Source organism: Streptomyces sp. NPDC043680, assembly GCF_056436685.1.
In genome coordinates this window covers 12,247-33,621 of the sequence record NZ_JBWKCE010000030.1, presented here as the reverse complement: position 1 = coordinate 33,621, position 21,375 = coordinate 12,247, and the positions used below count along the sequence as shown (strand labels likewise).

24 protein-coding genes are annotated in these 21,375 nt (G+C 68.9%); 9 read left to right on the top strand and 15 right to left on the bottom strand.

Annotated elements, in window-relative coordinates; genetic code table 11:
• Positions 1 to 164: 164 nt before the first annotated feature.
• Both AC0666_RS32920 and AC0666_RS32915 read right to left on the bottom strand, forming a co-directional pair.
• Complete coding sequence (locus AC0666_RS32920) at positions 165 to 455, bottom strand: hypothetical protein (protein WP_478708996.1); 291 nt, start codon at positions 453 to 455, stop codon at positions 165 to 167.
• A gap of 55 nt (positions 456 to 510) precedes the next feature.
• Positions 511 to 750: a hypothetical protein gene (locus AC0666_RS32915; protein ID WP_478708995.1), complete on the bottom strand. Its 240-nt coding sequence runs from the start codon at positions 748 to 750 to the stop codon at positions 511 to 513.
• A 498-nt stretch (positions 751 to 1,248) separates the two neighbouring features.
• Here AC0666_RS32915 and AC0666_RS32910 point away from each other — a divergent pair, with 498 nt between their 5' ends.
• Positions 1,249 to 2,172 (top strand): LuxR C-terminal-related transcriptional regulator, encoded by a 924-nt coding sequence (locus AC0666_RS32910; protein WP_478708994.1) that lies wholly within the window; start codon positions 1,249 to 1,251, stop codon positions 2,170 to 2,172.
• Between the two features lie 179 nt (positions 2,173 to 2,351).
• Here the strand turns inward: AC0666_RS32910 and AC0666_RS32905 are convergent, their stop codons facing one another.
• Positions 2,352 to 2,588, bottom strand: coding sequence for a hypothetical protein (locus tag AC0666_RS32905; RefSeq protein WP_468974483.1), 237 nt, complete (start codon positions 2,586 to 2,588; stop codon positions 2,352 to 2,354).
• Between the two features lie 272 nt (positions 2,589 to 2,860).
• On the opposite strand from AC0666_RS32905, the gene AC0666_RS32900 reads away from it, so the two are divergent.
• Both AC0666_RS32900 and AC0666_RS32895 read left to right on the top strand, forming a co-directional pair.
• The gene (locus tag AC0666_RS32900; protein ID WP_468974481.1) at positions 2,861 to 3,421 is read left to right on the top strand and encodes a hypothetical protein; all 561 of its coding nucleotides are present in this window, start codon (positions 2,861 to 2,863) and stop codon (positions 3,419 to 3,421) included.
• 42 nt (positions 3,422 to 3,463) lie between these two features.
• The gene (locus AC0666_RS32895; protein ID WP_468974478.1) at positions 3,464 to 4,231 is read left to right on the top strand and encodes a transposase; all 768 of its coding nucleotides are present in this window, start codon (positions 3,464 to 3,466) and stop codon (positions 4,229 to 4,231) included.
• A 485-nt stretch (positions 4,232 to 4,716) separates the two neighbouring features.
• On the opposite strand, the gene AC0666_RS32890 is transcribed toward AC0666_RS32895, so the two are convergent.
• Entirely contained in the window at positions 4,717 to 5,013 is a 297-nt protein-coding gene (locus AC0666_RS32890) for a hypothetical protein (protein ID WP_478708993.1), read from the bottom strand.
• A 471-nt stretch (positions 5,014 to 5,484) separates the two neighbouring features.
• On the opposite strand from AC0666_RS32890, the gene AC0666_RS32885 reads away from it, so the two are divergent.
• A complete protein-coding gene (locus tag AC0666_RS32885) occupies positions 5,485 to 6,609 on the top strand; it encodes a hypothetical protein (RefSeq protein WP_468974473.1) in 1,125 nt (374 codons plus the stop codon).
• Between the two features lie 257 nt (positions 6,610 to 6,866).
• Here AC0666_RS32885 and gcvH read toward each other — a convergent pair whose 3' ends face one another.
• Complete coding sequence (gcvH, locus tag AC0666_RS32880; RefSeq protein WP_468974471.1) at positions 6,867 to 7,247, bottom strand: glycine cleavage system protein GcvH; 381 nt, start codon at positions 7,245 to 7,247, stop codon at positions 6,867 to 6,869.
• A 579-nt stretch (positions 7,248 to 7,826) separates the two neighbouring features.
• Here gcvH and AC0666_RS32875 point away from each other — a divergent pair.
• The gene (locus AC0666_RS32875) at positions 7,827 to 8,531 is read left to right on the top strand and encodes a hypothetical protein (protein WP_468974469.1); all 705 of its coding nucleotides are present in this window, start codon (positions 7,827 to 7,829) and stop codon (positions 8,529 to 8,531) included.
• A gap of 314 nt (positions 8,532 to 8,845) precedes the next feature.
• Here AC0666_RS32875 and AC0666_RS32870 read toward each other — a convergent pair whose 3' ends face one another.
• Positions 8,846 to 9,238, bottom strand: a complete 393-nt coding sequence (locus tag AC0666_RS32870) for a nuclear transport factor 2 family protein (RefSeq protein ID WP_468974467.1) — start codon at positions 9,236 to 9,238, stop codon at positions 8,846 to 8,848.
• A 10-nt stretch (positions 9,239 to 9,248) separates the two neighbouring features.
• Here AC0666_RS32870 and AC0666_RS32865 point away from each other — a divergent pair, with 10 nt between their 5' ends.
• Positions 9,249 to 9,782 (top strand): IS5 family transposase, encoded by a 534-nt coding sequence (locus tag AC0666_RS32865; RefSeq protein WP_478708992.1) that lies wholly within the window; start codon positions 9,249 to 9,251, stop codon positions 9,780 to 9,782.
• Positions 9,783 to 9,797: 15 nt separating this feature from the next.
• On the opposite strand, the gene AC0666_RS32860 is transcribed toward AC0666_RS32865, so the two are convergent.
• Both AC0666_RS32860 and AC0666_RS32855 read right to left on the bottom strand, forming a co-directional pair.
• Positions 9,798 to 11,594 (bottom strand): SMI1/KNR4 family protein, encoded by a 1,797-nt coding sequence (locus tag AC0666_RS32860; RefSeq protein WP_478708991.1) that lies wholly within the window; start codon positions 11,592 to 11,594, stop codon positions 9,798 to 9,800.
• Between the two features lie 636 nt (positions 11,595 to 12,230).
• Positions 12,231 to 13,517: a DUF2716 domain-containing protein gene (locus AC0666_RS32855; RefSeq protein WP_468974461.1), complete on the bottom strand. Its 1,287-nt coding sequence runs from the start codon at positions 13,515 to 13,517 to the stop codon at positions 12,231 to 12,233.
• A gap of 325 nt (positions 13,518 to 13,842) precedes the next feature.
• Between AC0666_RS32855 and AC0666_RS32850 the strand changes: the two genes are divergently transcribed.
• A complete protein-coding gene (locus tag AC0666_RS32850) occupies positions 13,843 to 14,064 on the top strand; it encodes a response regulator transcription factor (RefSeq protein ID WP_468974459.1) in 222 nt (73 codons plus the stop codon).
• Between the two features lie 99 nt (positions 14,065 to 14,163).
• Here the strand turns inward: AC0666_RS32850 and AC0666_RS32845 are convergent, their stop codons facing one another.
• Positions 14,164 to 14,757 (bottom strand): hypothetical protein, encoded by a 594-nt coding sequence (locus AC0666_RS32845; protein ID WP_478708990.1) that lies wholly within the window; start codon positions 14,755 to 14,757, stop codon positions 14,164 to 14,166.
• Between the two features lie 368 nt (positions 14,758 to 15,125).
• Between AC0666_RS32845 and AC0666_RS32840 the strand changes: the two genes are divergently transcribed.
• Positions 15,126 to 15,341: a hypothetical protein gene (locus AC0666_RS32840; protein WP_468974455.1), complete on the top strand. Its 216-nt coding sequence runs from the start codon at positions 15,126 to 15,128 to the stop codon at positions 15,339 to 15,341.
• Between the two features lie 641 nt (positions 15,342 to 15,982).
• On the opposite strand, the gene AC0666_RS32835 is transcribed toward AC0666_RS32840, so the two are convergent.
• From AC0666_RS32835 to AC0666_RS32825, 3 genes are all read right to left on the bottom strand, one after another.
• Positions 15,983 to 16,657, bottom strand: a complete 675-nt coding sequence (locus AC0666_RS32835; RefSeq protein WP_478708989.1) for a hypothetical protein — start codon at positions 16,655 to 16,657, stop codon at positions 15,983 to 15,985.
• A 941-nt stretch (positions 16,658 to 17,598) separates the two neighbouring features.
• The gene (locus AC0666_RS32830) at positions 17,599 to 17,976 is read right to left on the bottom strand and encodes a hypothetical protein (RefSeq protein WP_471234439.1); all 378 of its coding nucleotides are present in this window, start codon (positions 17,974 to 17,976) and stop codon (positions 17,599 to 17,601) included.
• A 341-nt stretch (positions 17,977 to 18,317) separates the two neighbouring features.
• Complete coding sequence (locus AC0666_RS32825; RefSeq protein WP_478708988.1) at positions 18,318 to 18,701, bottom strand: hypothetical protein; 384 nt, start codon at positions 18,699 to 18,701, stop codon at positions 18,318 to 18,320.
• Between the two features lie 779 nt (positions 18,702 to 19,480).
• Between AC0666_RS32825 and AC0666_RS32820 the strand changes: the two genes are divergently transcribed.
• Entirely contained in the window at positions 19,481 to 19,672 is a 192-nt protein-coding gene (locus AC0666_RS32820; RefSeq protein ID WP_478708987.1) for a hypothetical protein, read from the top strand.
• A gap of 217 nt (positions 19,673 to 19,889) precedes the next feature.
• On the opposite strand, the gene AC0666_RS32815 is transcribed toward AC0666_RS32820, so the two are convergent.
• The 3 genes from AC0666_RS32815 to AC0666_RS32805 form a co-directional block, all read right to left on the bottom strand.
• Positions 19,890 to 20,063: a hypothetical protein gene (locus AC0666_RS32815; RefSeq protein ID WP_468587643.1), complete on the bottom strand. Its 174-nt coding sequence runs from the start codon at positions 20,061 to 20,063 to the stop codon at positions 19,890 to 19,892.
• A gap of 4 nt (positions 20,064 to 20,067) precedes the next feature.
• On the bottom strand, positions 20,068 to 20,418 hold the full coding sequence (locus tag AC0666_RS32810; RefSeq protein WP_478708986.1) for a ribosomal protein L7/L12: 351 nt from the start codon (positions 20,416 to 20,418) through the stop codon (positions 20,068 to 20,070).
• A 656-nt stretch (positions 20,419 to 21,074) separates the two neighbouring features.
• A complete protein-coding gene (locus AC0666_RS32805) occupies positions 21,075 to 21,305 on the bottom strand; it encodes a hypothetical protein (protein WP_478708985.1) in 231 nt (76 codons plus the stop codon).
• Positions 21,306 to 21,375 lie beyond the last annotated feature (70 nt).

Below are 21,375 nucleotides of genomic sequence, written 5' to 3'. Positions count from 1 at the left end.
ATCTTCTCCCATTTCATATGGCGCGGAGATCTCCCCGGGCGCCGGGCCATGCCCTCACCAGCTATGGCGGTTGAACGTGAAAACGCATGGTGCTCGATCCGAACCTGGCCGCTTGATTTCGACAGGCGATCGACCGGGGTTTTCCTGACGGAATACCGGAGTGCTCAGCGAATGCCGGGCCCGTCGCCAGCAGCGCCGTCCGACAGACGCCAGGCGATGAGCTCGGGTGCGCGATCAAGGGCGCGCAGACACGCTGCACGAGCAGTGAGCATGGCCTCGGCTTCCGAGTTGGCGAGGGAGAAGAGAACCAGATCGATGCGATCGTCCCCCGCAGCCCCCGTTGCGGTCACGTGCTCGATGCCGTCCGCAGGAGCAAAGTGGGCCGTAAGAAGGTCCCTGACATCGTTCGGGGCTGTGACTGATCCACAGGATCCGATCAACTTGAATGTGATCATATACATGGCGACTTCCGGCGGGTTTGCCTTTCTCGCTCTGCATCGAAAAGCGAAGCTACGGGTGGGCGATACCGTCTCGCGGCGCGCTCCATCCGTAGCCATCGCCGGCCAGCACTTGGTGCGTGCTGCTCCACCCGAAATCATCGCCCGCAGTCGTGTGCCGCGTTTCCGAGAGGCCGAGAACGAATACACCAGATCCGATGGCGGCGAAGAGTGCGGCGGGCACGAGCAGGCGTGCGGTGACGTAGGACATGAAGAACTCAACCCCAATAGGCGTGCCGGTCGACGGACTCATCTCATCTCCCCCATTCAGGGAGGTGCCGTGTGCGATGGAGCAAGCTTGTCCGCGCCGTGAGCCGGTGTCACTAGCATGCGAGTGGCGGCAAGGCGCCTGGCGCCATGACGCCACCTGGGTCCCAGTCTGCAAGCAGAACCACGCCAGGCTCGAGCGTCAGGAGCGGAAGCAGTCGCTGGACGAAGCGGCAGGCGGCGGGGAGATACGTAGGCGGGTCAAGCAGTTCGCGGTACGGCGTCGGTGCGGCAGCACGCAGCCACCCGTACTCATACGCCCCGCTCCCCCCAACAGCGGGTATCTATCGCAAATCGGTAGATCCGCCATCCCGTGATTTTCTCCACCCACACCGCCTCAGCCCGCAACACTCCACCTTTTTAGGAAAAACTGCCTCCGGAAATTGCCTGCAACATCCTTTAGGATCAAGTCTTCGTATCCGGGGGGGATCTCATGTTGCAGTGGCTGGGCTTGTCTGCCCACGCAGAAGCTGTTTATCGGGCGATGCTCGAGCGACCTGACCACGGGGTGGCCGCCCTCGTCACGGACACCGGACTGGACGAGCAGGCGACACGGAGCGCCCTCGACGAACTCGCCCGCCTCGCCCTACTCAAACCGTCGGGCCAGACGGCGGCCGGCCTCCGCCCGGTCAGCCCCGAAGTCGGACTCGCCACCCTGCTGGCCTCCGCCGAGGCGGAGATCGCTGAACGCCAGGCCCAGGTGGAAAGCGCCCGAGCGGAGATAGCAGCCATCGCCGCCGCCCACCTCGGCACGAGACTGTCCGACAGCTCCACCCGGCTCGAAGGCCTCGACGCGATCCGCACAAGACTGGAACAACTCCAGCGGACCACCCACTTCGAATGCCTGTCACTGAACCCCGGCGGTGCCCACCGCCCGGACGCCCGCAGCGCCGCCACTCCGCTCAACGAAGAGGCCCTGCGCCGCGGAGTCGTCATCCGAGCCGTGTGCCGCGACAGCTTCCGCAACGACCCCGACACCCTCGCGTACGCCCGATGGCTGACGGAGCGCGGTGGTCAGATGCGCACCATACCCACCGTGCCCATACAAATGATCATCATTGACCGCCGTGTCTCCATCATCCCCGTCGATCCCGAGAACCCCCGCGCGGGCGCACTCGAAATCCTCAGCCCGGGCATCGTCACCGCCCTCCGTGCGCTGTTCGAGCAGTGCTGGTCCGCAGGTACACCCTTTGGGGCGGCTCCTCGCCCCGACTCCAACGGCTGCACCCCCACAGAACGAGCGCTCCTGGCCCTCGCCGCCGCGGGCGACACGGACGAAGCCGCGGCCCGCACGCTCTCCGTCTCCCCCCGCACCGTCAGCCGCATGATGTCCAACCTGATGGAGAGACTCGGGGCGGTCAGCAGATTCCAGGCAGGGGTGAACGCCACAAGGCGCGGATGGCTGTAGCGCCGATACAAGGCTGATAGCACGGCGCGGCGGCAGGGGCGGTCGATGACCTGGCGTTGGCGGGGCACCTCGAAGAGTTCGTCGGAGCCGGGCATCAGGTTGGCCGGATGCAAGTCATGCGGCGGCGAGTTCGAGCAGGACGCGGACGGGCAGGTCGGGGAGTTCTTCGAGGTCCATCATCACGACCGGGCCCGCCTCTCCCGCATCACCGGCACCGTCGCCTCATCCACTCGCAGCACCGCCGCACGGGCGTCGGCCTGGACCCCCTCCAGCCCCACCGCGGTCGTGCCGTTGGCATCGAGAGCGTCGAGGCGGACCGCGATCTCCCGCAAACTGGCACGCGCCCGCAGTAGCTCGCGCAGGACGTCCCCGCGGTCCGCGGAGACCGTCGCCAGGACGTGCTGCGCGACCGCCATCACCGACGCAACTGTGCCACAGCACGTACCGGTGATCTCACTCGGCAGCGTGGCCATGGAACGGGGCACCAGAAACTCCGTATGCCGGCGGGGCTGCTGCTCCTAAGGGCTGTCGCGGAATCCGTACCGGGCTGGTTGGCCCTACCCCGAGGGTGGGAGGTGTCGGCTACTGGCCTCGGCGCTTGCGTTCGACGCCCGCACCGGGAAGGGTTCCGTCCTGCGGACGCCGTTCGGGGCGAGGGCGTGGGAGCGGGGGCATGGAGATGTGTGTGATGGATGCGGCGGTCAAGGAGGCTGCCGTCGCGCGGTTCCTCCGCGAACATCCGCAGATGGAGCAAGCTGTACGCGACCACCCCGCGCTGTTGGGCTGCGCCGATGTCAACTGGTCACAGATTCCTGGGTGCCCTGCCGGGATCCCGGTCCTGTTCCATGGTCTCCTGGACGAGGTAGCCGGCCCCGAGGCCTTGCGGGTGCTGGGCAATGTGTTGATGAACAGCGTCTTCCACGTGAGCGCCGCGATGTCGGCTGCCCTGCCGTTCCTGATCCGCCTGGCAGCCGTCCCTGAAATTGCGGTGCGGCCCGGCCTGATTGACCTCTTGGTCGTTGCCGCAGAGCTGTCTCCGCCCGTCGACGCCGACGATGAACGTCAGGTGCTGCTGTTCGGGGAGGACTGGGATCACCCGGAACGCGAGTGGTGCAGGGCCGCCTTCGCCGCACACGCTTCCGCCCTGCGCGCGTTGTTGGAGGACGAGACTCTTCCGGATGGACTGATCAGCGCAGACGACCGTGAGTGCCTGCTCAAGGCTGTGGAACCGCAGCGATTCCCCTCCTGACCACCCGCAGGCCAGCACTGCGGCCCGTGAAAAGATCTTGTGGTGTCTGGTGTGATTACGGCGTCGGAGCCGTCATGGATAGCCCCGTTCGCCGGGCTGAGCCGGCGACAGTTCGGGAAGCTGGTGACGGTTCTGCGGCGCGAGGGTGCGGATGCGGGCCGCAGGGGCCGACCGTGGAGCCTGCCGCTGGAGGACCGGGCACTGTTGGTAGCGGCCTACTGGCGCACGAACCTCACCATGCGCCAGCTGGCCCCACTGTTCGGAGTTTCCAAGTCGGCGGCGGACCGGATCATCGATCACCTCGGGCCGATGCTCGCTCTCCAGCCCCGCAAGCGGTTCGCGAAGGACACCGTGCTGATCGTGGACGGCACCCTGGTGCCCACCCGCGATCACACTGTCGCCGCGCAGTCGAAAAACTACCGCTACTCCACCAACCACCAGGTCGTCATTGATGCCGAGACCCGCCTTGTCGTGGTGGTCGGCCGGCCCCTACCCGGCAACCGCAACGACTGCAAGGCGTGGGAGGAGTCAGGCGCGAAGGCCGTGGTCGGCACGACCATGACGATCGCCGACGGCGGCTATCCGGGCACCGGGCTCGTGATGCCCCACCGGCGCCGCAAGGGCGAGGAACTGCCCGGCTGGAAGCAGGCCCACAACAAGTCCCACAAGCAGGTCCGCGCCCGCATCGAGCACGCCTTCGCCCGCATGAAGACCTGGAAGATCCTCCGCGACTGCCGCCTCAAAGGCGACGGTGTCCACCACGCCATGCTCGGCATCGCACGGATGCACAACCTCGCCCTCGCCGGATAGCCAGCCAGCCGTACAGCACCCCACCAAGCCCGAGGCCACCCAGAGATCATTTACGGGACAGCCCTTAACGGCGCCGTGAAGAGACAAGTCTCGAAAACGTCAGGCTAACGCGCTCGCGGCCCGCCCTGGTGAGCATCAAACGCAACTTCCCTCAGCGGTATGCGCGCGCTCAGGTCGGGGCGCGGCACAGGTGGCGCTTCGCCTGCCCCTGCCGCCGGCAGGGGCACCTCGTGCGGTCAGGTGATCGCCAGAGCGCCTGGGGCACCTGCCCTCGTCCGCACACTCCTGTCGGCACGGCGTGATCTTGAGCGTAGCGGCCAGGCCGTGCGCCAACGGGCTCAATGCGGGAATCGTCCCGACTCCCAGCGCGTACCACCCCAATCCTGGGAGCGTGGCCCCATGGACAGCATTCACAGCAGCCGCGCGTCCGCGGTCCCGCCCTCACCGGCCCGCCCATGGTGAGCGCCGGGCGGTCTCGGGTCTGGCTACGCGTCGGCGAGATGCGTATCCGCAGCGACCGGATCACCGCGATCACGTCCGGACGCGAGCATCTGCTCCTGCGGGTCACCGGTGACCGCGAACTCCTGGCCCTGGCTCTGCCCAGCACAGGGCAGGCCGTCCCCGGCCATGCCGGCATCAGCTGGGCAGACGAACTCCTCGCCGTCATCGAAAAGGCCGCCAACCAGCCCGTGGGAAGCCTGATCAGCTTCCAGCCCGCCACCAACGCCTACGTCGCGGGCTTCACCGCACGATCCCTCACCGACGACAGGCCTCTCGTCCAACCCCGGCTCCAACCCCTCCCCGACAACTTCATCCCCCACCGGCCCGCCCCCGCCACCTGGGCAGCCCCGCCAGCCCCACCAGCCGCTGACACACAGCCCCCAAGGCCACAACCCAGCGGGCGTGGCGCCGCAGCTGATATGAGGTCCAGAAAGGCCCACCGGCTACCGGCTCTGCCTCCCAGAGTCGTCGTGGCCGCTCAACCTGCGGGCGGCCGGGCCCCCGCCGAACCGGGGCACCTCGTCGACGGTCGCGTCCAGGCGCAGGCGCACGTACCGGATCGGGTGCCGGTAGACGCCGCCGCGATCGATGGAGGTGTCAGCGCTGGCTTTGTACGCGTCGAAGGGTTCTGGCTCAACTTCTGTGGACACGCACGCTGCGCGACAGATGACTGTCGTCCGGCCCCACCCGAAACTGGTTGGCTAGCTGCTGCCGGACTGCGATGATGCCTCTGTTTCCCAGGCGGAGGGCATTTGTTCGTTTTCGTGTGTGCGGGGTGCGGTGCTGAGCTCACCACCCCGCTGTCCCAGGTCGCCCTGCCGGTCCACGCCCACCAGAAGTACGGGAATGGGGCCCAGCTCCCGGTGCTCATGGAGTCGGGCACGTTCGCCGTGGACTCGGAGCCCTGGGGACCACCGTGGCGCAAGTGGGAGGAGATCCATCCGGACGAAGCAGCCGCCCGCGGTGTCTACGCGCCGGTCTACGCCCTGTCCGACGGAGCGCCTGGCGCGACCGTCATCGCACCCGGCGACGCCCACGGCACCGTACTGATCCCGGAAAATCGCGGAGACGGCTACTGCTGTGGGCTGGACGGCGCTGCTGGCCCCAACGTGGCCTGTGCGGCGTGTGGTCTGCCCGTGGCGAGCCGGATCGACGACTGCTCGCTCTGGCAGGCCATGTGGCTCGCCCCCAACGCCGTACGTCGCCGCTCCGTCGACGGCGCCGACGCCGCACCGCTTTCCTGGGCGGATCTGATTGCGGAGGGCAAGGGCACACCCCCGTTCGAGCCGATCTCCAGGTGGGGGTCGCGGCTGGGAGCGGGCCACTGGTCGAATCACTGGTGGTCGTGGAGCCCGCAGTGGGAGGCGGCGGCTGGCCAAGCACTCGCCCACCTGCTGGCCGCCTCGGAGGGGCGGCCCGTGATGGTCCCGGACGGCTTGGCCACGGAGGTGTTCCGGCGCGCGCTCGACGCCATGCTGCCCGCAGGTCCGCCGCCGCGGCGCGCCGTCCTGGCCGGACCGGGACGACCTGCTCCCGACGGCGAGGCCGACGTCCTCCTCGTGCCGACCCATCCGCAGACGGGGGAGGTCTGGGCGCCGGCCGACCCAGCGGCGTACCCGGTGCCGCTGCCGTTCGGGGTGTGGCTGTGGCTGGCTTTCCCTGAACCGGACCCGCCCGTCCCTACGTCGGGCGTCCTCCCCGAAGGCGTCCTCCGCGACGACTTCGACCCACCCGCGCCGCGCCCCCGCCACCTGTTTCGAGCAGACCCGGAAACCTTCCGGCACGCCCTGGTCCGGCTGCCGAACATCCGCAGCAGCCCGTGGCTGCGTGAGATCCTCGACAACCTCACGCAGCACATGCGCGCCGGCTACTTCTAGACCGCGCCCCGGCCACGTGGTCGGTCGAGTGGCCGGGTAACCGGTGCCCGCAATCACAGACCACAGAAGTTGAGTCAGAACCCGAGAACGAGCAGCAGATGTTCACCACTTCGGGAGGCACTCGGCTGCCGTGGAAATCGAACGATTTGCACGTCGGAACGGAGGGGCCGTCTCGAACCCTGTTGTCTTGCGGCTGGCCGAAGCTCTCCAGAGCCTCGGCCAGTGCAGCAGACAGGTCACGCAGCAGGGTCAGTCGATCAGCCGATCAGCTTCGTGTAGGCGGCAGCGTCGAGCAGGTTGTCGTCGCCGGTGCCGTTCGCCAGCGTGATCTTGAGCAGCCAGACGCCATAGGCGTCGCTGTTCACTTCCTCGGGCGAGTCGGCGGCCTCCTCGTTGATTGCGACGACCTCGCCGGAGACCGGGCTGTAGATGTCGGATGCGGCCTTCACCGACTCAACGACGCCGATGGCATCCCCGACCTTGACCTGTTTTCCCACCGGGGGCAGATCAAAGAACACGATGTTCCCAAGCGCGTGCTGGGCGTGGTCGGTGATGCCGACCGTCAGCGTTCCGTCAGCTTCGGTGCGCACCCACTCGTGATTATCCGTGTACTTGAGGTCAGCAGGGACATTCGACATGACAAGGCTCCTCTGAAGCGTGATCGACAGATGACCCAGTGTCACATCATCGGCAACCTTCGTGATGGCTTCCGGAGAGAGGTGTTGACGACGTGCGGTGCCAGCCGACCCGGCGACATGGTCAGCGAATACACCTCGGGGCTCTCAAGCCGGCAAGAGAAATCGAACAGCTACCAGCCTCACTGCCTCCCGAAGTGGTGAACATCTGCTGCTCGTTCTCGGGTTCTGGCTCAACTTCTGTGCACTAGTCACGGAGCGTCACTAGACTGCCAAGTGACGCCCCTTCGGCTGCACACCCGAGCCGCCGACATCGCTGCTGACGCCCCCCAACAGCTGACAAGCGGTTCCCTCCGCAGCCGGTAGGAAACAGGGCTCCCCATAGGGCCCGGCCGCAGCAACAACGGCCGCATCCAGCTTCAACCCCCGCCACGCCGACCCACGAAGCCGTCGATCGGGGCGAATCCAGTCATCGCCTTAGAGCTTGTCCAGCACCGCTGTTGGTCCTTCTCCGGTTGCTCCACCGGTAGCGCGTTCCGTACGCCATAGTGGGAGCAACGGAGCTGGATGGGGGGATCTTTCATGATCGAGCAGGCGTACCTTCAGCAAGCGGACGTGACCAACCCGGCGGTCGCGTCGTTGCGGACCCGGATCGGGGCCGCGATCGACAACAATCCCGCGCCGAGCACGGGAACCGTCCTCGACCGCGTCACCTTCTGGTTGCAGCTGCCGACCACCACGATGTTCACCGGCATGCGGGACAAGCTCTGCGAGGGCCGCGGCAAGCGCGTAGGGACCGCCCTCAGCTCGCCCGGAGCAGGGGGGCTGTACGACCCCGCGGACCTGTCAGCGGCCGGGGACATCACGGCCAAGTGGACCGCGATCAGCGAGCGCCTGCACGCCGGCCGCGCCGTGACCGTCAAGGGCCCGACCGACCACGTCGGCGGACCCAAGAGCCTGTTCATCCAATCCAACGGGGCCGGATTTCACGTGATCGCGCTCCTCGCCACCGGCAACGACGGCGGCCCCGGCGGACGCCCCTTCTTCCTGGCCTTCGACCCCGACGTCAGTGCCGCGACAGAGGCCCGACAGACGTGGACGACCAAGAAAACCATCGGCGACACCGCCACGAAGGTATCCGCGCTCACTCACACGGACGCCATCGCGCAAATCAAGCTCATGCTCCTCGGCAACGACCCGAACAGCTTCGGCCCGCTGATCCGCAAGTACTACGTCGACACGGCCGTGGACTTCCCCGCGATCTCCCGCGCCGGGACCGGTCAGTAGCCATTGCGGCGAGATCGCGCAACCCGTAGTCCTGAATCGCCTAGAGCTTCGCGCCGTCGCCGGCACGGGCCGCGCCAAGTACCACCCTGTGAAGGCTGGGCAGCTCCGTGGGCAGGCGCAGGTCGTGGGTCACGACCGTTCCTGATCGCGGGGCTGGTTACCCTCCGTGGCTCTGGCACCAAAAGTGATCCAGAACCCGAGTTTTGACGGCATCGACTGTCGCTGACGTGGGATGCCCAGCCGGCACGCGTCAGCGCGGTATGGATGCGCGCCGGAGGCCCACTGGGAGAGGTGGCCGCACGTGAGACGGGAGGCTACGACCAGAACGCGTCGAACGCCCTCTGGTCGGCCCACAGCTCCCAGCCCTCGGTGATCCTTCCGTCGCTGATGTGGAAAACGATGACGTAGTCCATGTCGAGCTCCCTTCCGTCACGGGACGCCGTGGCGTGCAGCAGGGCGACGGTGTGCGCGTCATTGGCGAGCACGTCGTGCAGTTCCGGGTGGTAGGTGCCGCCCGACAGTCGGAAGTCGAGCTCGAATGTGGCGAAGGTGGCCTCACGACCCTGGAAGTCGCCAGCCAGCGGGGAGTGGCCGGGGACGTGCCACCGCACGTCGGGGTGGAACACCTCGGCCAGGGCGTCCATGTCGCCTGCCGAGAAAGCGTTCATGGCGCGTCTGAACACGGCGATGTTCGGATGGTCTGTCATGGAGGCCTCCTTGAGCCCAGAGGATGCACGGGGAAGCGGGGCGGAGTGCAACGACCACGCCACGTCGCCCTTCCCTGCCACCTGCTTGGGCGCGGTCATCTGGCTGAGTGCGGACGGCCGCTGCCGCCCGCTGTCCCTGATCGTCACACCGGGACAGCGGGCGGACTGCACGCAGTTCGAGCCGGTGTTGGAGAAGATCCGTGTCCCGAGGATCGGGCCGGGCAGGCCGCGGAAGAAGCCTGACAGCCTCGCGGCGGACAGGGCCTACAGCAACGGGCCGTGCCGTGAGTACCTGCGGCGCCGGGGCATCCGGCACACCATCCCGGAGAAGATCGACAGCCAGGCCGCCCGCCTGCGCAAAGGCTCACGCGGCGGACGGCCACCGGGCTTCGACGAGGAGCGGTACAAGAAGCGCAACACCGTCGAACGGGCCATCAACAAGCTCAAGCACGCCCGAGCTGTGGCCACCCGCTACGACAAGCGCGGCTACATCTTCCTCGGGACCGCTACTGCCGCAGCCCTCGTCATCTGGCTCCGCGCATGATCGGCCGGACAAAACCTAGTCGGCCAGATCCGCCGCCAGTTCGTCTCGCCAGTGCACAGATACGCGCAGGCTCAGGACTGTCTCTACCGCTGCGGGCAGGGGCAGGAGAAGGAACCGGCGCAGGGCCTCTGTTGCCGCGTCCCGTCCGTGCCACGTCGCGAGGTCGGCCGCGGTGACGGGCGCCGGGTCGGGCTGGTGGCGGGCCGCGTCGAGCAGTCCGCGGACGGCCCGGGTCTCCGCCCGGATGGTCCGCATCCGTAGGTCCAGGGCCCCGTCGGCCGTCAGGTCCACCGGCTCGCCCCGGCCGGCCTGCTCCAGCGCGCGGGCGATCTCCGGGTAGCCGTCGATTCCGGTCTCCGACGCCAGCCGGGCGAGCTGTGCCGCCGCCGCGGAGCGCAACAGCTCCGGTGGAGTTCGCTCTATGAGGGCGCCGAGGTCGACGTCGCGTACGACGGTGACCGGGTGCCGTGCCTCCGGCACCTTGTCGAGGACCGGCAGCAGTAGCGCGCTGGCCAGTGGCGCCGCCGCGTCGGCCTCCGGATCGAAGGCGATGCCGTGCTCTGCGGTCAGGCCTGCCAGCAGGCGGGTGTAGGCGGCCGTCGAGCCGGGCCAGGGATCGACGCCAATCCGCTGCCACTGCTGTCCACCGGGGCCGAGCGCGGGCTGTCCGTCGGGGCCGGTCACGTAGTCCTCTCGCGGCGATTCGACCCGGCGGCTCGCTTCCGGCCGCTGCGTTCCGTCCTCCACGACGGTCACGCGCACCTCGGGTCCCTGCTTCACCAGCCGCACCACCCGGGTTCCGCGGGACAGTCGTTCCAGCACCTCGGGACGGTCGAACTGGGCATCGCCGCCCTCCTGTGTTGCGTACGACCACCCGTCACCGCAGGACCCGGCCCGAACCATCGGACGGTACGCGGCCCAGGGCGCACCGGCGGACAGCCGCACTTGTTCCCGGGTCCGCGGCCTGGCGGTCGCGGGCAGGGAGCCCAACCGGTTCAGCAGTTCCCCAGGGTCGATGCCCGCCACGAACACGACGTCCGGCTGCACGGGCAGTGCGGGTTCGGCTCCGAAGAATCCGCTGCCCCCAAAGGTGATGACGGCGTAGGCCCCGTCGGGCTGCGAGGCGGGCGGGGCCGGCTCGGCTGCGGGTGGGGCCTGCGGCTCTGGGGCTCCGGCGGCAATGTCCAGGGCGGAGGTCGGGTCGGTGAGGAACGTCCCGCCGCCGTCCCAGATCAGCCGGCCCTCGTAGGCCAGGGGTGTCCGCCCGTCGAAGGGCAGGCCGTCCTCCAAGGCCGTGGCGAAGTCGGAGAGGACGTGCCGCAGTCCCACCCGGGGAGTGAAGGTCGAGCCCGACTCGTCGAAGTACCGGCCGACTCGCCCGTGGTGCGGGCCGGGGCAGGTGACCAGGAAGAGGCCGTCGGAGGACTGCCAGCCGATGCCCAGGGTGATCAGCAGTCGTTCGTGCGGCCAGTACGCGTACTCGTCGCGTTCCTCCTCATCGAGCTGGGCCTCCTCCTCGGCGAGATCCTTCCCGACCCCGCGCAGGAACTCGGTGCTCCGGACGATCTCCCCGACTCCGGACAGTGGTCCGTAGTAGTCGAGCTGGAGCGTTCCATCCTGGAGCTCCACACCGTCGTGCCGCAGCAGCGACTCCCGCAGGTCGGGCGGGAAGGCCACCCCCAGCCGCCGTTCGGCCGCCGTAATGTCCGCCAGGACGGCCGGCGGCCGCAGCAGCCCGTGGGTGATGGGGGCGTACCGCGCGAGCCAGCTCTCGATGCGGTCCCAGGACTCTTGGACGGTGAACGTGATCATGCCCGGCACCCTAGGCGCGGGCACTGACACCCGCGGCCGAGGTTGTCCGTCGTCCCCATCAGGACCGGCCATCCTTAAGACCTTTGGCGAGCACGGCCCGCAGATCCTCGGCCCACCGGCCGTGGCGCCGGGTCTCAACTCCCCCTCGATCTGCTCGACGAACGTCCACCGCCCGCACAACCGGTTGCCGCACACGAAGCGCCGTACCCGCATACTCAATCGGACGCACCTGCACCCGACCGGGCTGCCGGCGGAAAACCGCAGGTAGAACTGCGCACCCGGGTCGACCAGCCTCGGCAGGCAGGGCAGCTGTGACCCGCCGCCGAGACTCTGACGCTCACGTGAACTGGCGGTCGACGAAGCAGAGAACGACGCGCTGCACACCATCGCCGACCAGTGCGGCGACACGGTGGTGACGTACACCCCAGCACCGTAGCGGGCAGTCGACAGCCACGGCCTCTCACGTGCGAGGCCTCAGGGCTCTCCAGCCCGAGGCCTCGCTCGCGGCGCGGACACCGCCCAGGACACGTGCCCGTTCGGCCAAGTAGGACGCTCTGCCCGTGCCCCACGGGTGTGGCACCTGGGCTGCGAGGTCGTTTCCGGCCAACTGCGGTGATTGTTTCTGACCGCAGGTGCTCAGTGGCTGTGCCTGACCGGCTCTCCGAGCAGCTCGGTCAACTCCGCCTCGACAGCAGCGAGGAGCGTCGCGCCCCAGACGGTCAGTGTCTGTTCCCAGGGGTGTCCGAAGGTGCCCAGGCGCAGGTCATCGGTGAGGTGGAGGTAGTAGTCGCCGTTGGGGTACGTGCCCTCGCCGGGGCGGGGCGGCCGTCCGGGGAGGTCGGTGCGGCGTGGGTCGTAGCGGTAGCCGTTGTGCTGCCAGTCCAGCCAGTACACGAACTCCCCGGGCCTGGTGGCGGCGAGGAGTCCGCGGCGGACGATCGCGTCGAGTTCCGCGGGGAGGTCCGGGACGAGGCGATGATGGGAGTGCAGGTCCCAGACGGCTGAAGGGGAAGGATCTGTGATCGCGGGCCGGTATGTGGTGCTCGGCTTGAAGTCGAAGTCCGCGTAGAAGCGATCCCACAGCGGGCCGTCGTCATGGAGCCAGTCGAGGAATTGTGCGGGACGGGTCGTCTCGGGGGAGTCCGGCGGGCTCCAATGGTACGAGCGGACGGTGGCGGCCTCGCTGAACCCTGCCTCCAGAAGCCGAGCGCGCAGAGGCCCGTCGGCCTCCGCGAGGAGGGCTGTGCCCCGCCACAGCCTGCGCCATCCGTCGGTGCACGCCTTGACGAAGTCCGCGTCGTCGCGGGTCAGACCGCCCACGACGGCGAAGGGGCAGCCTTCTTCGGCGTGCATCCATGCGACGGCGCCGACGAGGCCGGCCTCCAACAGGACCTCGATGAACACGTCACCGTCATCCGAGGCACCGTCCGCGATCATCTCCGCGTAGGGCATCGCGTGGGGTCCCGGAGACCCGACGGCGACCTTCCATGCCCGCTCGGCCTGATCCCGCACGCCGTACAGGTTGTGCACCCCCTGCCGGGGCAGCTCCGCCGGACGGTCGGCCACCTCGGCAGGCGGGGCGCCGCGCTCCTCATCGCACAGGGGGCCGGCGATCAGCACGGAACGCGCCCAGCCCGCGGTGAATCCCGCAGCCGCCAACGCTGGCTCCAGGTCCAGTGAGTCGTGCCCGTACACCTTCCACTCCACCGGCTCACCGCGTTCCGCGAACGCCTCCTGCTGGACGCGCACCAGCCCGGCAATGTCCGCCCCGGGCACGAGGGGGGCGTGCTCGACGGTGCCATGAGTCCCGTAGTGTCGGCGCACGACCGGCCCGTCGGCGTCGACCACCACCCCGACCGGATGCCACACAGGCACCTGCCCCCGCAGCCTCTTCCACTCCGCCCACCGCTCCCACAAATCCATGATCGAAGCTTAGGCAGGCCGAAAGACACTGCAGCGAGCAGGCTCATGATGGCTGTCTCGGGGCACGTTTTGAACTCCTGGACGTGCTTCTCGATGGTGTGAGTGAACCGTGACTGAAGCTGATCAGCGGCGACGAAGCGCGGGCTGTGATCGTGCTCCTAGGGCTGCTCGAGCATCCCGACCAGCCTTACGACGTGCGCCGGGCGACAGCCGGTATGCGGTTCCGCTGGGGATCGCCTTGAACCCGCGGCCGACCCCGCTCTTGCCTTGCCTCGGCCCCTCCGCCGTGTTGGCGTGCGACAGCCGATCCGGCGGAGGAAATCCCATGAGCCTCACCCTCACCGAGCCGCACGCCGCAGCCTCCCTGGCCCCCCGCGAGGAGGAAGCCCTGCGCCACATCGCCGCCGGCCGCACCTACCTGCAGACCGCCCGCCACATGGGACTCTCCAAGCACACCGTCGACGCCTACCTCCGCCGCATCCGCACCAAGCTCAACGCCCACACCACCGCCGACCTCACTCGCCTCGCCATCACCATGGGGATCTGACACCCGGCACCCGACGATGCACCGCTTCACCCTGCCCACCGGCGAAAGCGCATGCCAGACGACTCCGAAGCCGGAGTCGCGAACGCGCCGGCGCCGGGATCAGAAACTGCCGTAACGGATCAACAGACTGCGGACCGCGGACGGACTCGTCCCCAGCGCGGCCGCCACCTCCTCCACCGATACCGCGCTGCCACGCACCGCAGAGGCCGCCTCCTGCCCCACCCGCGCGCTAACGCGCTCAAGGACGCTCAGGGCCCTGAGCGCGGCAAGCGGGCTGTCGGCAGCAGCGGTCTGCAGCTGGTCGGCGAGCTGGACCAGGAGCGCCGCGAGGGATTCGGGCAATGGCGCGGTGGTGTCGCGGATGACGGACAGGTGCGCGGTCCAGTCCGCGAGCGGGCTCGTCAGATCGATGTCCGCCTCGTGCAAGCGCTGCTCGCCGATCTTCTCCCAGTCCAGTGGGTACTCGGCCGGGGCGCGCCACCCGCACACACACGCGGCGCGCAGGGCTGCCGCCCGCGGGCGTCCGAGGTGCCCGTCGTAGAGGGACCAGTGCGTCGAGGAAGGGACGTGGGAGCCGCTGCCGGTATCGAAATACACCGGACCCGGCTCGCTGCCATCGGCCAGGAGTACGCCTACCACGCCTGCGTGTGCGTCACCGAACTCCGCCGTCGTCCAGTCCCACTCTGCCGCCACGACGCCGCCCCTCCCCTTGCCACCGCTGTGCCTTCTCGGAACCGGACCGAGGCCGCCCCTGGCAGACCGAGCCTGCCTCCTCGCCGTGGTGCATGCACCGTGGATCTGCGAACGGAACGCCAACAGCACCCGTTGTTGGGTCAGCGGCGCACCGTCGACAAGCACACGAAGGCTGCCTGCCGAGCCCGGGTCGGCGGTCTACCAGGGCTGCCGAGCGGTCGGCCCTCGCCTCCTGGGGCGGGGCGGGCTCCATCTCGGTGCTGGACCTGCATGTGCGGGGGCTTCGAACCGCGGGGTGCTCTGGCCTGGTGCCGGCAGAAACGAGAGCGGACCTGTGACGAGGTGGGCTGACGGGCGTTGGTCTCGGCATGGACGACGACATGCTGGACGTACTGCTCGACGGTGTGAACGAGACGCGACTGAAGCTGATCAGCGCAGATGAAGCCCGCGCCCTGATGGTGCTCCTGGCCGTGCTCGACGACGAAGCGCACAGCGAAGAGGTCCAACGGGCGGCACGCGAGATGCGCTTCCGTCTCGGCTCCCGCCTGGCTGCGCCCCAGGAGTACTCCGGCGTAGTCGCGTAGAAGACGGCCGTGTCGGGGGATCTCGGCGGCCATCCCTGGTGCAGGTTTGCGTGCTGGCCCGGGCGCAGGCAGGGAATCAGCAGGCAGGTCTTCGGCGGGCGCTTCTTCGGATGCGCCAAGAGCCGGTCCCCGTAGGGGGCCGGCTCTCTCGGCAGTCTCACGCGCCAAGCGGCGCCGGACCTCCCGGAGGGTTCGGCGCCGCTGAGGTTCCCGGTGAGACGCAGGCCGGAAACGGCGTCAGCGGGGCTGGCCAGGGCGCCGCAGAACCCACAGCACCACGGCGGCGGGGACACCCAGCCCCGGGACGTACGCTCCCACCGCTCCGGGGTCCTCCACGCTCAGATGCTGCCCACTGGCCCGTGCCAGCTCAGCGACGCACCACGTCAGCCCCAGAAAGACGGAGGTGAAAACGGCCAGCCACAACCCCCGCCGCGCCCACACCTCACGCCCCGCAGCGGCCGAGAGAATCATGACCAGCCCCAGCAGCGCGACCAGGGAGAAGGGCCAGTGCCGTGCGGACGCCAGGCCTGCCCCGATGATGAACTACAGCCCCGCAACGCCAAGAACGGTCCTCTTCATCACATGTCCCCTGGAGTCGAAGGCTGGGGAACCCGCAGGCTCCCCAGCACATATTGTGCGGCCTACATGCCCGTGGTGGAGTACTCGGTGCCGTCGGCGTGCTGGTAGAAGTGCAGCCACGGGTACCGGTGGAGCGACCCGATGTCGAGGTGGATCGGGTCGTACTTGAAGTTCGCCCTGCGCCACGTCTCGAGACCGCCGTGACCGTTGCCGCGCCACGAATAGTACGACGGGCCCTTCGACCCGCTCAGGTCGAGCCCCTCGAAGGACCAGCCCAGTACCTCTGCCCACGCGTAGACCTTGTGGTTGATGATCGGCTGTTCGTACGCGGTGACCGCCCGCCCGTTGTAGCTGTAGTTCTGCCGCATCTGGAAGTATGCGAATTTCCGCCCGTCGGCCGCCTTCAGCCAGTACGTCTGCGAGAGGTACCCGGACTGCGTCCGGGCCGCCAGCGGGACGGTCTCCGTCGACGTCTTCTCCGCAGCGACGGAGCTGGTCTCCTTCGTCACCGTCGTCTGCGTCCCCGCCTCGGGGTCCTGCGTCACCGTCTCCTCCGTCGCGCCGACGGGATAGGCGATCCAGCGGCCCGAGGACAGAAGGGCATCGGTGTCGTGCTCGCTGAGATGGTCGGCATCCGCCGCCGCGAGAAACGTCTTCGACGCCTCATGTTGCTGCGCCTGCTCACGGCTGAGGGAGATGGGCTGGTGGTTGTCCAGGAGTTCCTGGTAGCTCTGCACAGGAGGAACGGGAGCGTCCGCTGCGGAGGCCGGTACGGCGGCTGCGGTCATGAGCGCGGCCGAGGCCAACGCCACTGCCGATGTCAGAGCAGAACGAGCGCGTATGCGCATGAGAAAGTAAGTCCCCTCGTTTTATTGGCCGGTGGCGCGTTGTTGGTCGGTAGCGCGCCGGAGCCGACCATATGACCCGGAATGGATCTTGCGCCACAGATCTGAGGAAGACCTGAGAGTGGGGACCGCAGGGCAGACCTGCTCCCCCTGCCGCCGCGCTCCTGGTGACGTCGGCCGCTGCCCCGGCGGTATCTCCCCGAGTCGCACGGCGGCAGGTCCTCTAGGGAAAACGGTCCCGCATGTCCGGCACCCCGTACACGGGGCGGGCGAGAACCATCCGGGAAAAGCCGAAGCCCCCTCCGGACCCCTTCGCGAGGAGGGTTCTAGGCAGTGTCTGACAAATGGTCACGTGTGCGGGCGCGCGCCAGCGGATCGGGCCGGGAGACCACGGCCACCGCGTGTGCCGCGTCCCGGCCAGGTATGGCGTGCGAGGCCAGTTCGTCCACCAGGCGGGCCGTCGCCGCGTCGGCGATCCGGACGTAGCTGTGCCGGCCCTGCCGCTCGGTCGCGCAGATGCCCGCTTCGAGCAGGCGGCCCAGGTGGCCGCTGACGTGGACGGCGCTACCGAGGTGATCCGCGCCAGCTCGCCCGCGGTCCAGGCGCGTCCTTCGAGCAGGGTCATGCAGATGGCTGCGCGGGTCTCGTCGGCCAGCGCAGCGGCGAGGGCGGCCAGGCGCGCCGCAGGGGCGGGCGCGTCGGCATCGGTGTCGGCTGTGGTACCGGTCGGCCGTACGGCCCGCGTGTCGTTCATGCCCCAAGCAGGCCGCGATATTTCCCTGGACGCCGCATCCTGTTCGGCAGGATCCCTGGGAAGTCCACGGACCGGGCGGTCACAGGACGGCGATTGTGAAGGGGTTGTCGACGTAGCTGCCCCTCAGGTCGTACGTGTAGACCGTGACGGCGTTGGGACCGCACACGGGGTTGGGCGTGGTGCTGAAACTGCGGCGGTTGGAGTTGGGCAGTTCGACCTGGACCACGCTGAACGCCAGGTTCACCTGGTCGCTGACGTTCACGCAGTACCGGCCCGTGTTGATGTGGCGTACCCAGTCGATGTTCTTCGCCCGCTTCAGCACACCGGCGGCGGTGACGTCCGCGGCGGCCTGGACGTAGGGCGAGGTGATCGGCGTCGGGTCCGCCGCCGCAGCGGGAACCGCGAGTGACCCGGTGACGGCAACAGCGGCGAGCAGGACGGGCACAGAACGACGCATGAACTGACACTCCCGGCTACGGCGACCCCCAGCGAGCCGCGGACCACCTCAGCCTCGCCGACCCGCCTGTACGACGCGACGCAACGCCGACCCGACATCGGCCGACCGGGGGCGAACTCACCCGCCCGGCCCCGCCCCCTCGCTCTGCGCCCAGTGAGGTCGTCGGCCGCGTCCGCCTCCCCGGTGAGCAGGCCGGGGCACGCCCCGGAGCCTCGGCGGCACGCCCGGGCTCCGGGGCGTCGGTCACTTGAGGGCGCGTGCACCCGCATTCCGGGCGAGGGACGCGGGCAGGCCCGCCGCCGACGGCTCCAGCCGCCTGGCCCCGGCTGTGACAGCTCTCCTCACCACAGATGCAGGAAGCTCCGGGCGTCGTCAAAGCCATCAAGAGCCCGACCGTCCACATCCTTCGGATCCGCCTCGGCACGCGCCGCCAGCGACTCCGCGAGCGCAAGGGCCTCAGCACTGAGATATCCGAAGCGCCGGGCGGTGTGTCCAAGGCATAAACCAGCCAGGCCGAGCAAAGGGCTCCCCGACACAGCCCGCGTCCCGACCTGGACGCACCAGTGCTCGACGAACTCCCGATCCTCGTCGTTCAACGCACTCCCGACCAAGACACTTGCCGCCTCACCCTCGTGCGAGCGATCGCGAAGCGCCCGCTCCAACGTCTCGACCACCACCTCGTGAGGCAGCGCTGGCGGATTCTCGAAGCGCAGATGAGAGTGCATCCCACGAGGGTACGGGCCTGCGACCACGGCGAGACCAGGGCAAACTGCCTGATGCGGCACTAAGTACTGTCCGGCCGATCTTGGGCTGTGGGAGGATGCCGTCCATGACTTGCATCCGAAGGGGCCATGCCTCGTAGAACACCAGCTTCAATTCGGCCGCCGGAACGCGGCTGGGGTAGACCCTGGGTGCAGTATCGCGATGTCCCAGGTCTGTCGGGAGCGGCGAATGCCGCTGTCCGTGTGCTCGAACGGGAGCGATTGTCTCCGGGCATCGTGGCGGTGGCGCTGAGCGTGTGGTCGGTGCGCGTCCACGGCACGAGGCGCCGGTGGAGGCAATGGGAGGCGGAGTTCACCTGTCCCTGCTGCGGCGAGGGTTGGGCCCGGGACAAGCTGCAAGACGCTCTGTTCCTGCTTCCGCCAAGGGCCGCCAGCGAACTCCGGGTGCAGGTCGAGCTCCTGGACGCGGTGCTCCTCGGGCGAACGCATCACGAGCCGACGGAAGACCCGGGGTTGGCGTGGTGGCATCGCAGATGCTGACCGTACCCATGTCACCCACTGGTTCGTTGGCTCTTGCGTGACTGGTCGGGGGGATCTGACAGAGGCGGAGTGGCGACGTCTGGAGCCTCTTCGTCATCTCCGGAATGTACGGCCCGTTCAAGGACCCCGCGGCGTCGCGGAAGAAGATTATGGCCGGCGCGGCAAAGAGCGAGAGCGCAAAAGTGGCGGTTCCCGTCAGGGACGTCACGCCTCCCGGCTCCGACATCACACTGTCCTGCGAGGTGCTGACCACACGCCAGGGCGGAGCCGAGGCCACCCTGCCGATGTGCGCCTGGGCGGACGAGAACACAGCCGCCTCCATCGGGGTGGTCACCGCCGAAATCTCCCAGCAAGCCCCCGACTCCGTCGACCTCACCCGCATCGCGGAAACCGCACTGAAGGTACGGGCCGAGACCCGTCAGCCGATCGACTGACGGACAGCTCCGGCCCGCAGGGCCCAGCCGCTCGCCTTGCCGGAGCACCACACAGCGTGCGCGGGGAAAGGCTCAGGCGGCTGATTCGTAGACGGCGATGACGGTCAGGCAGTCGTCCGCAAGGCCAAGGAGCGCCTGCCACTCCGCCTCGCCGCAGCCAGGGCCAGGGCCAGGGCCAACGGAGCTTCATGGCCGCCCAGGTCGCGGCGTGAGGGCCTTAACGAGTCAAGTCCTCGTCGGTGAGGGCATGATTTCCCCAGCGGTTCCAGAGCGTGGGATGCCATTCGTCGGCATCGGGGCCGGGAGGCGTCACCAGTGGTACCGGCCCCGGGCCGGTCTCGATCAGGTGCAGCAGCGACCAGGCGACGCCGTAGCAGTCGTGAGCAGTCACGACATCAACCCTGCTCACAAGCGGGTGGCGCGGCGGGTGGGCAGCTCGCCCTGCAGGCTTCGGCAGGCCACGGCCCCTTGCACGGAGCCGCGTCGATGGGCGCCGCCCCTCGCCTGATGGTGCGGTCGCACCAGTCGCACAGCACTGTCGCGCGGGCGCCCGCGTCCTCAAGGACCCTGGCCGCCTCTTCTGCGACCTCGAGCCAGTTGGGTGCCGTGACCGCTACTGGCGCGCTGTCGAGGAGAAGTTTGCTGTTCCAGAGACTGAGACCGGTGACCGTACGCATCGCATGGACCGCCTCGACCTTCCGGTCACCTGCCTCTGTCAGCAGTAGACGGAAGCCTGGCTCTTCCACACACCCTCCCCGCGCCGGCACCCCAAGCTATCCCTGGCAAGTGAACCATTCACCGCCGCAGCTGCTTGTCATGGTCGTCTCACAGACAGGTACTCACGCGTGCGGGTAGCCGGGGCCCGGCGGCGGTTACTCCGGTGGGGTGCGGCAACGCCATCGAGGACGACGGGGACCGCCACGCCGAGCGCGACGGCCGCACGCCGGCACCCTCCCCGCACGGCGACAAGCTCCGCCCGTACGTCCACCCCCGGCCGGTCCCCGGCGGCCCTCGGCCGCCCGGGCGGCCGCCGCGCGGAGCTCCGTCCGCGCCCGGCCCGCCTGCGGGAAGGACCGTGAGCTCGGCGGCGTCCGCCACCGCGCCCACCAGGTACGCCGCCTCCGCCGGACCCGGCAGCGACCGGTGAACGTGCACGCCCAGCAGCCGGGGCGCCCACTCCGCGAGGGCGTCCCGGACCTGCTCGCACAGCCTGCCGATACCCGTGTACGGGCCGACAGGCGCCCTACCGGCGCTCATCTCTCCATGCTCTCCCCCATTACCGACAGCCCCGTCGGGGACGGGCATGGCCGGCTTCGCCGCTGCGCCTGGCCGGGCGCAGCGCGGCCGGGGCCTCCCACCCCGAGCCAGCCGGGCTCGGGGCGGGGCGGTGATGGCCGGGTGGTCAGCCGGGCTCGTTGCCCGCGGCCGGCTGAAGGTTTGCCCGCAGGGCGTCGCGGGCGGTTAACAGGACGCAGTTCAGATCATGGGCCGGGAGGGCCAGGATCGCCTCGCACTCCTGCGCCCAGGTGGGCACCGGCCCCGTGCGCAGCAGTTCCAGCGGGCGGCCGTCGTCCGGGGCGGCAATCCACGCGAGGATCGTCTCCACGCCCGAGCCGTCGACCGCGGCGGCCATAAGAGCGGCGGAGAGCAGGACTTGGGCGTGGGCGGCCCAGTAGTCGTTGTGTGGTGGCTGCGGGGGGTGC

What these genes read in the sequence shown, in the direction of transcription:
- AC0666_RS32870 (WP_468974467.1), bottom strand. Translation starts at nt 9,238, where the DNA reads ATGACAGACCATCCGAACATCGCCGTGTTCAGACGCGCCATGAACGCT.
- AC0666_RS32805 (WP_478708985.1), bottom strand. Translation starts at nt 21,305, where the DNA reads ATGGCCGCCGCGGTCGACGGCTCGGGCGTGGAGACGATCCTCGCGTGG.
- AC0666_RS32900 (WP_468974481.1), top strand. Translation starts at nt 2,861, where the DNA reads ATGGATGCGGCGGTCAAGGAGGCTGCCGTCGCGCGGTTCCTCCGCGAA.
- AC0666_RS32840 (WP_468974455.1), top strand. Translation starts at nt 15,126, where the DNA reads ATGGACGACGACATGCTGGACGTACTGCTCGACGGTGTGAACGAGACG.
- AC0666_RS32830 (WP_471234439.1), bottom strand. Translation starts at nt 17,976, where the DNA reads ATGCGTCGTTCTGTGCCCGTCCTGCTCGCCGCTGTTGCCGTCACCGGG.
- AC0666_RS32875 (WP_468974469.1), top strand. Translation starts at nt 7,827, where the DNA reads ATGATCGAGCAGGCGTACCTTCAGCAAGCGGACGTGACCAACCCGGCG.
- AC0666_RS32850 (WP_468974459.1), top strand. Translation starts at nt 13,843, where the DNA reads ATGAGCCTCACCCTCACCGAGCCGCACGCCGCAGCCTCCCTGGCCCCC.
- AC0666_RS32860 (WP_478708991.1), bottom strand. Translation starts at nt 11,594, where the DNA reads ATGATCACGTTCACCGTCCAAGAGTCCTGGGACCGCATCGAGAGCTGG.
- AC0666_RS32915 (WP_478708995.1), bottom strand. Translation starts at nt 750, where the DNA reads ATGAGTCCGTCGACCGGCACGCCTATTGGGGTTGAGTTCTTCATGTCC.
- AC0666_RS32855 (WP_468974461.1), bottom strand. Translation starts at nt 13,517, where the DNA reads ATGGATTTGTGGGAGCGGTGGGCGGAGTGGAAGAGGCTGCGGGGGCAG.
- AC0666_RS32905 (WP_468974483.1), bottom strand. Translation starts at nt 2,588, where the DNA reads ATGGCGGTCGCGCAGCACGTCCTGGCGACGGTCTCCGCGGACCGCGGG.
- AC0666_RS32910 (WP_478708994.1), top strand. Translation starts at nt 1,249, where the DNA reads ATGCTCGAGCGACCTGACCACGGGGTGGCCGCCCTCGTCACGGACACC.
- AC0666_RS32825 (WP_478708988.1), bottom strand. Translation starts at nt 18,701, where the DNA reads ATGCACTCTCATCTGCGCTTCGAGAATCCGCCAGCGCTGCCTCACGAG.
- gcvH (WP_468974471.1), bottom strand. Translation starts at nt 7,247, where the DNA reads ATGTCGAATGTCCCTGCTGACCTCAAGTACACGGATAATCACGAGTGG.
- AC0666_RS32920 (WP_478708996.1), bottom strand. Translation starts at nt 455, where the DNA reads ATGATCACATTCAAGTTGATCGGATCCTGTGGATCAGTCACAGCCCCG.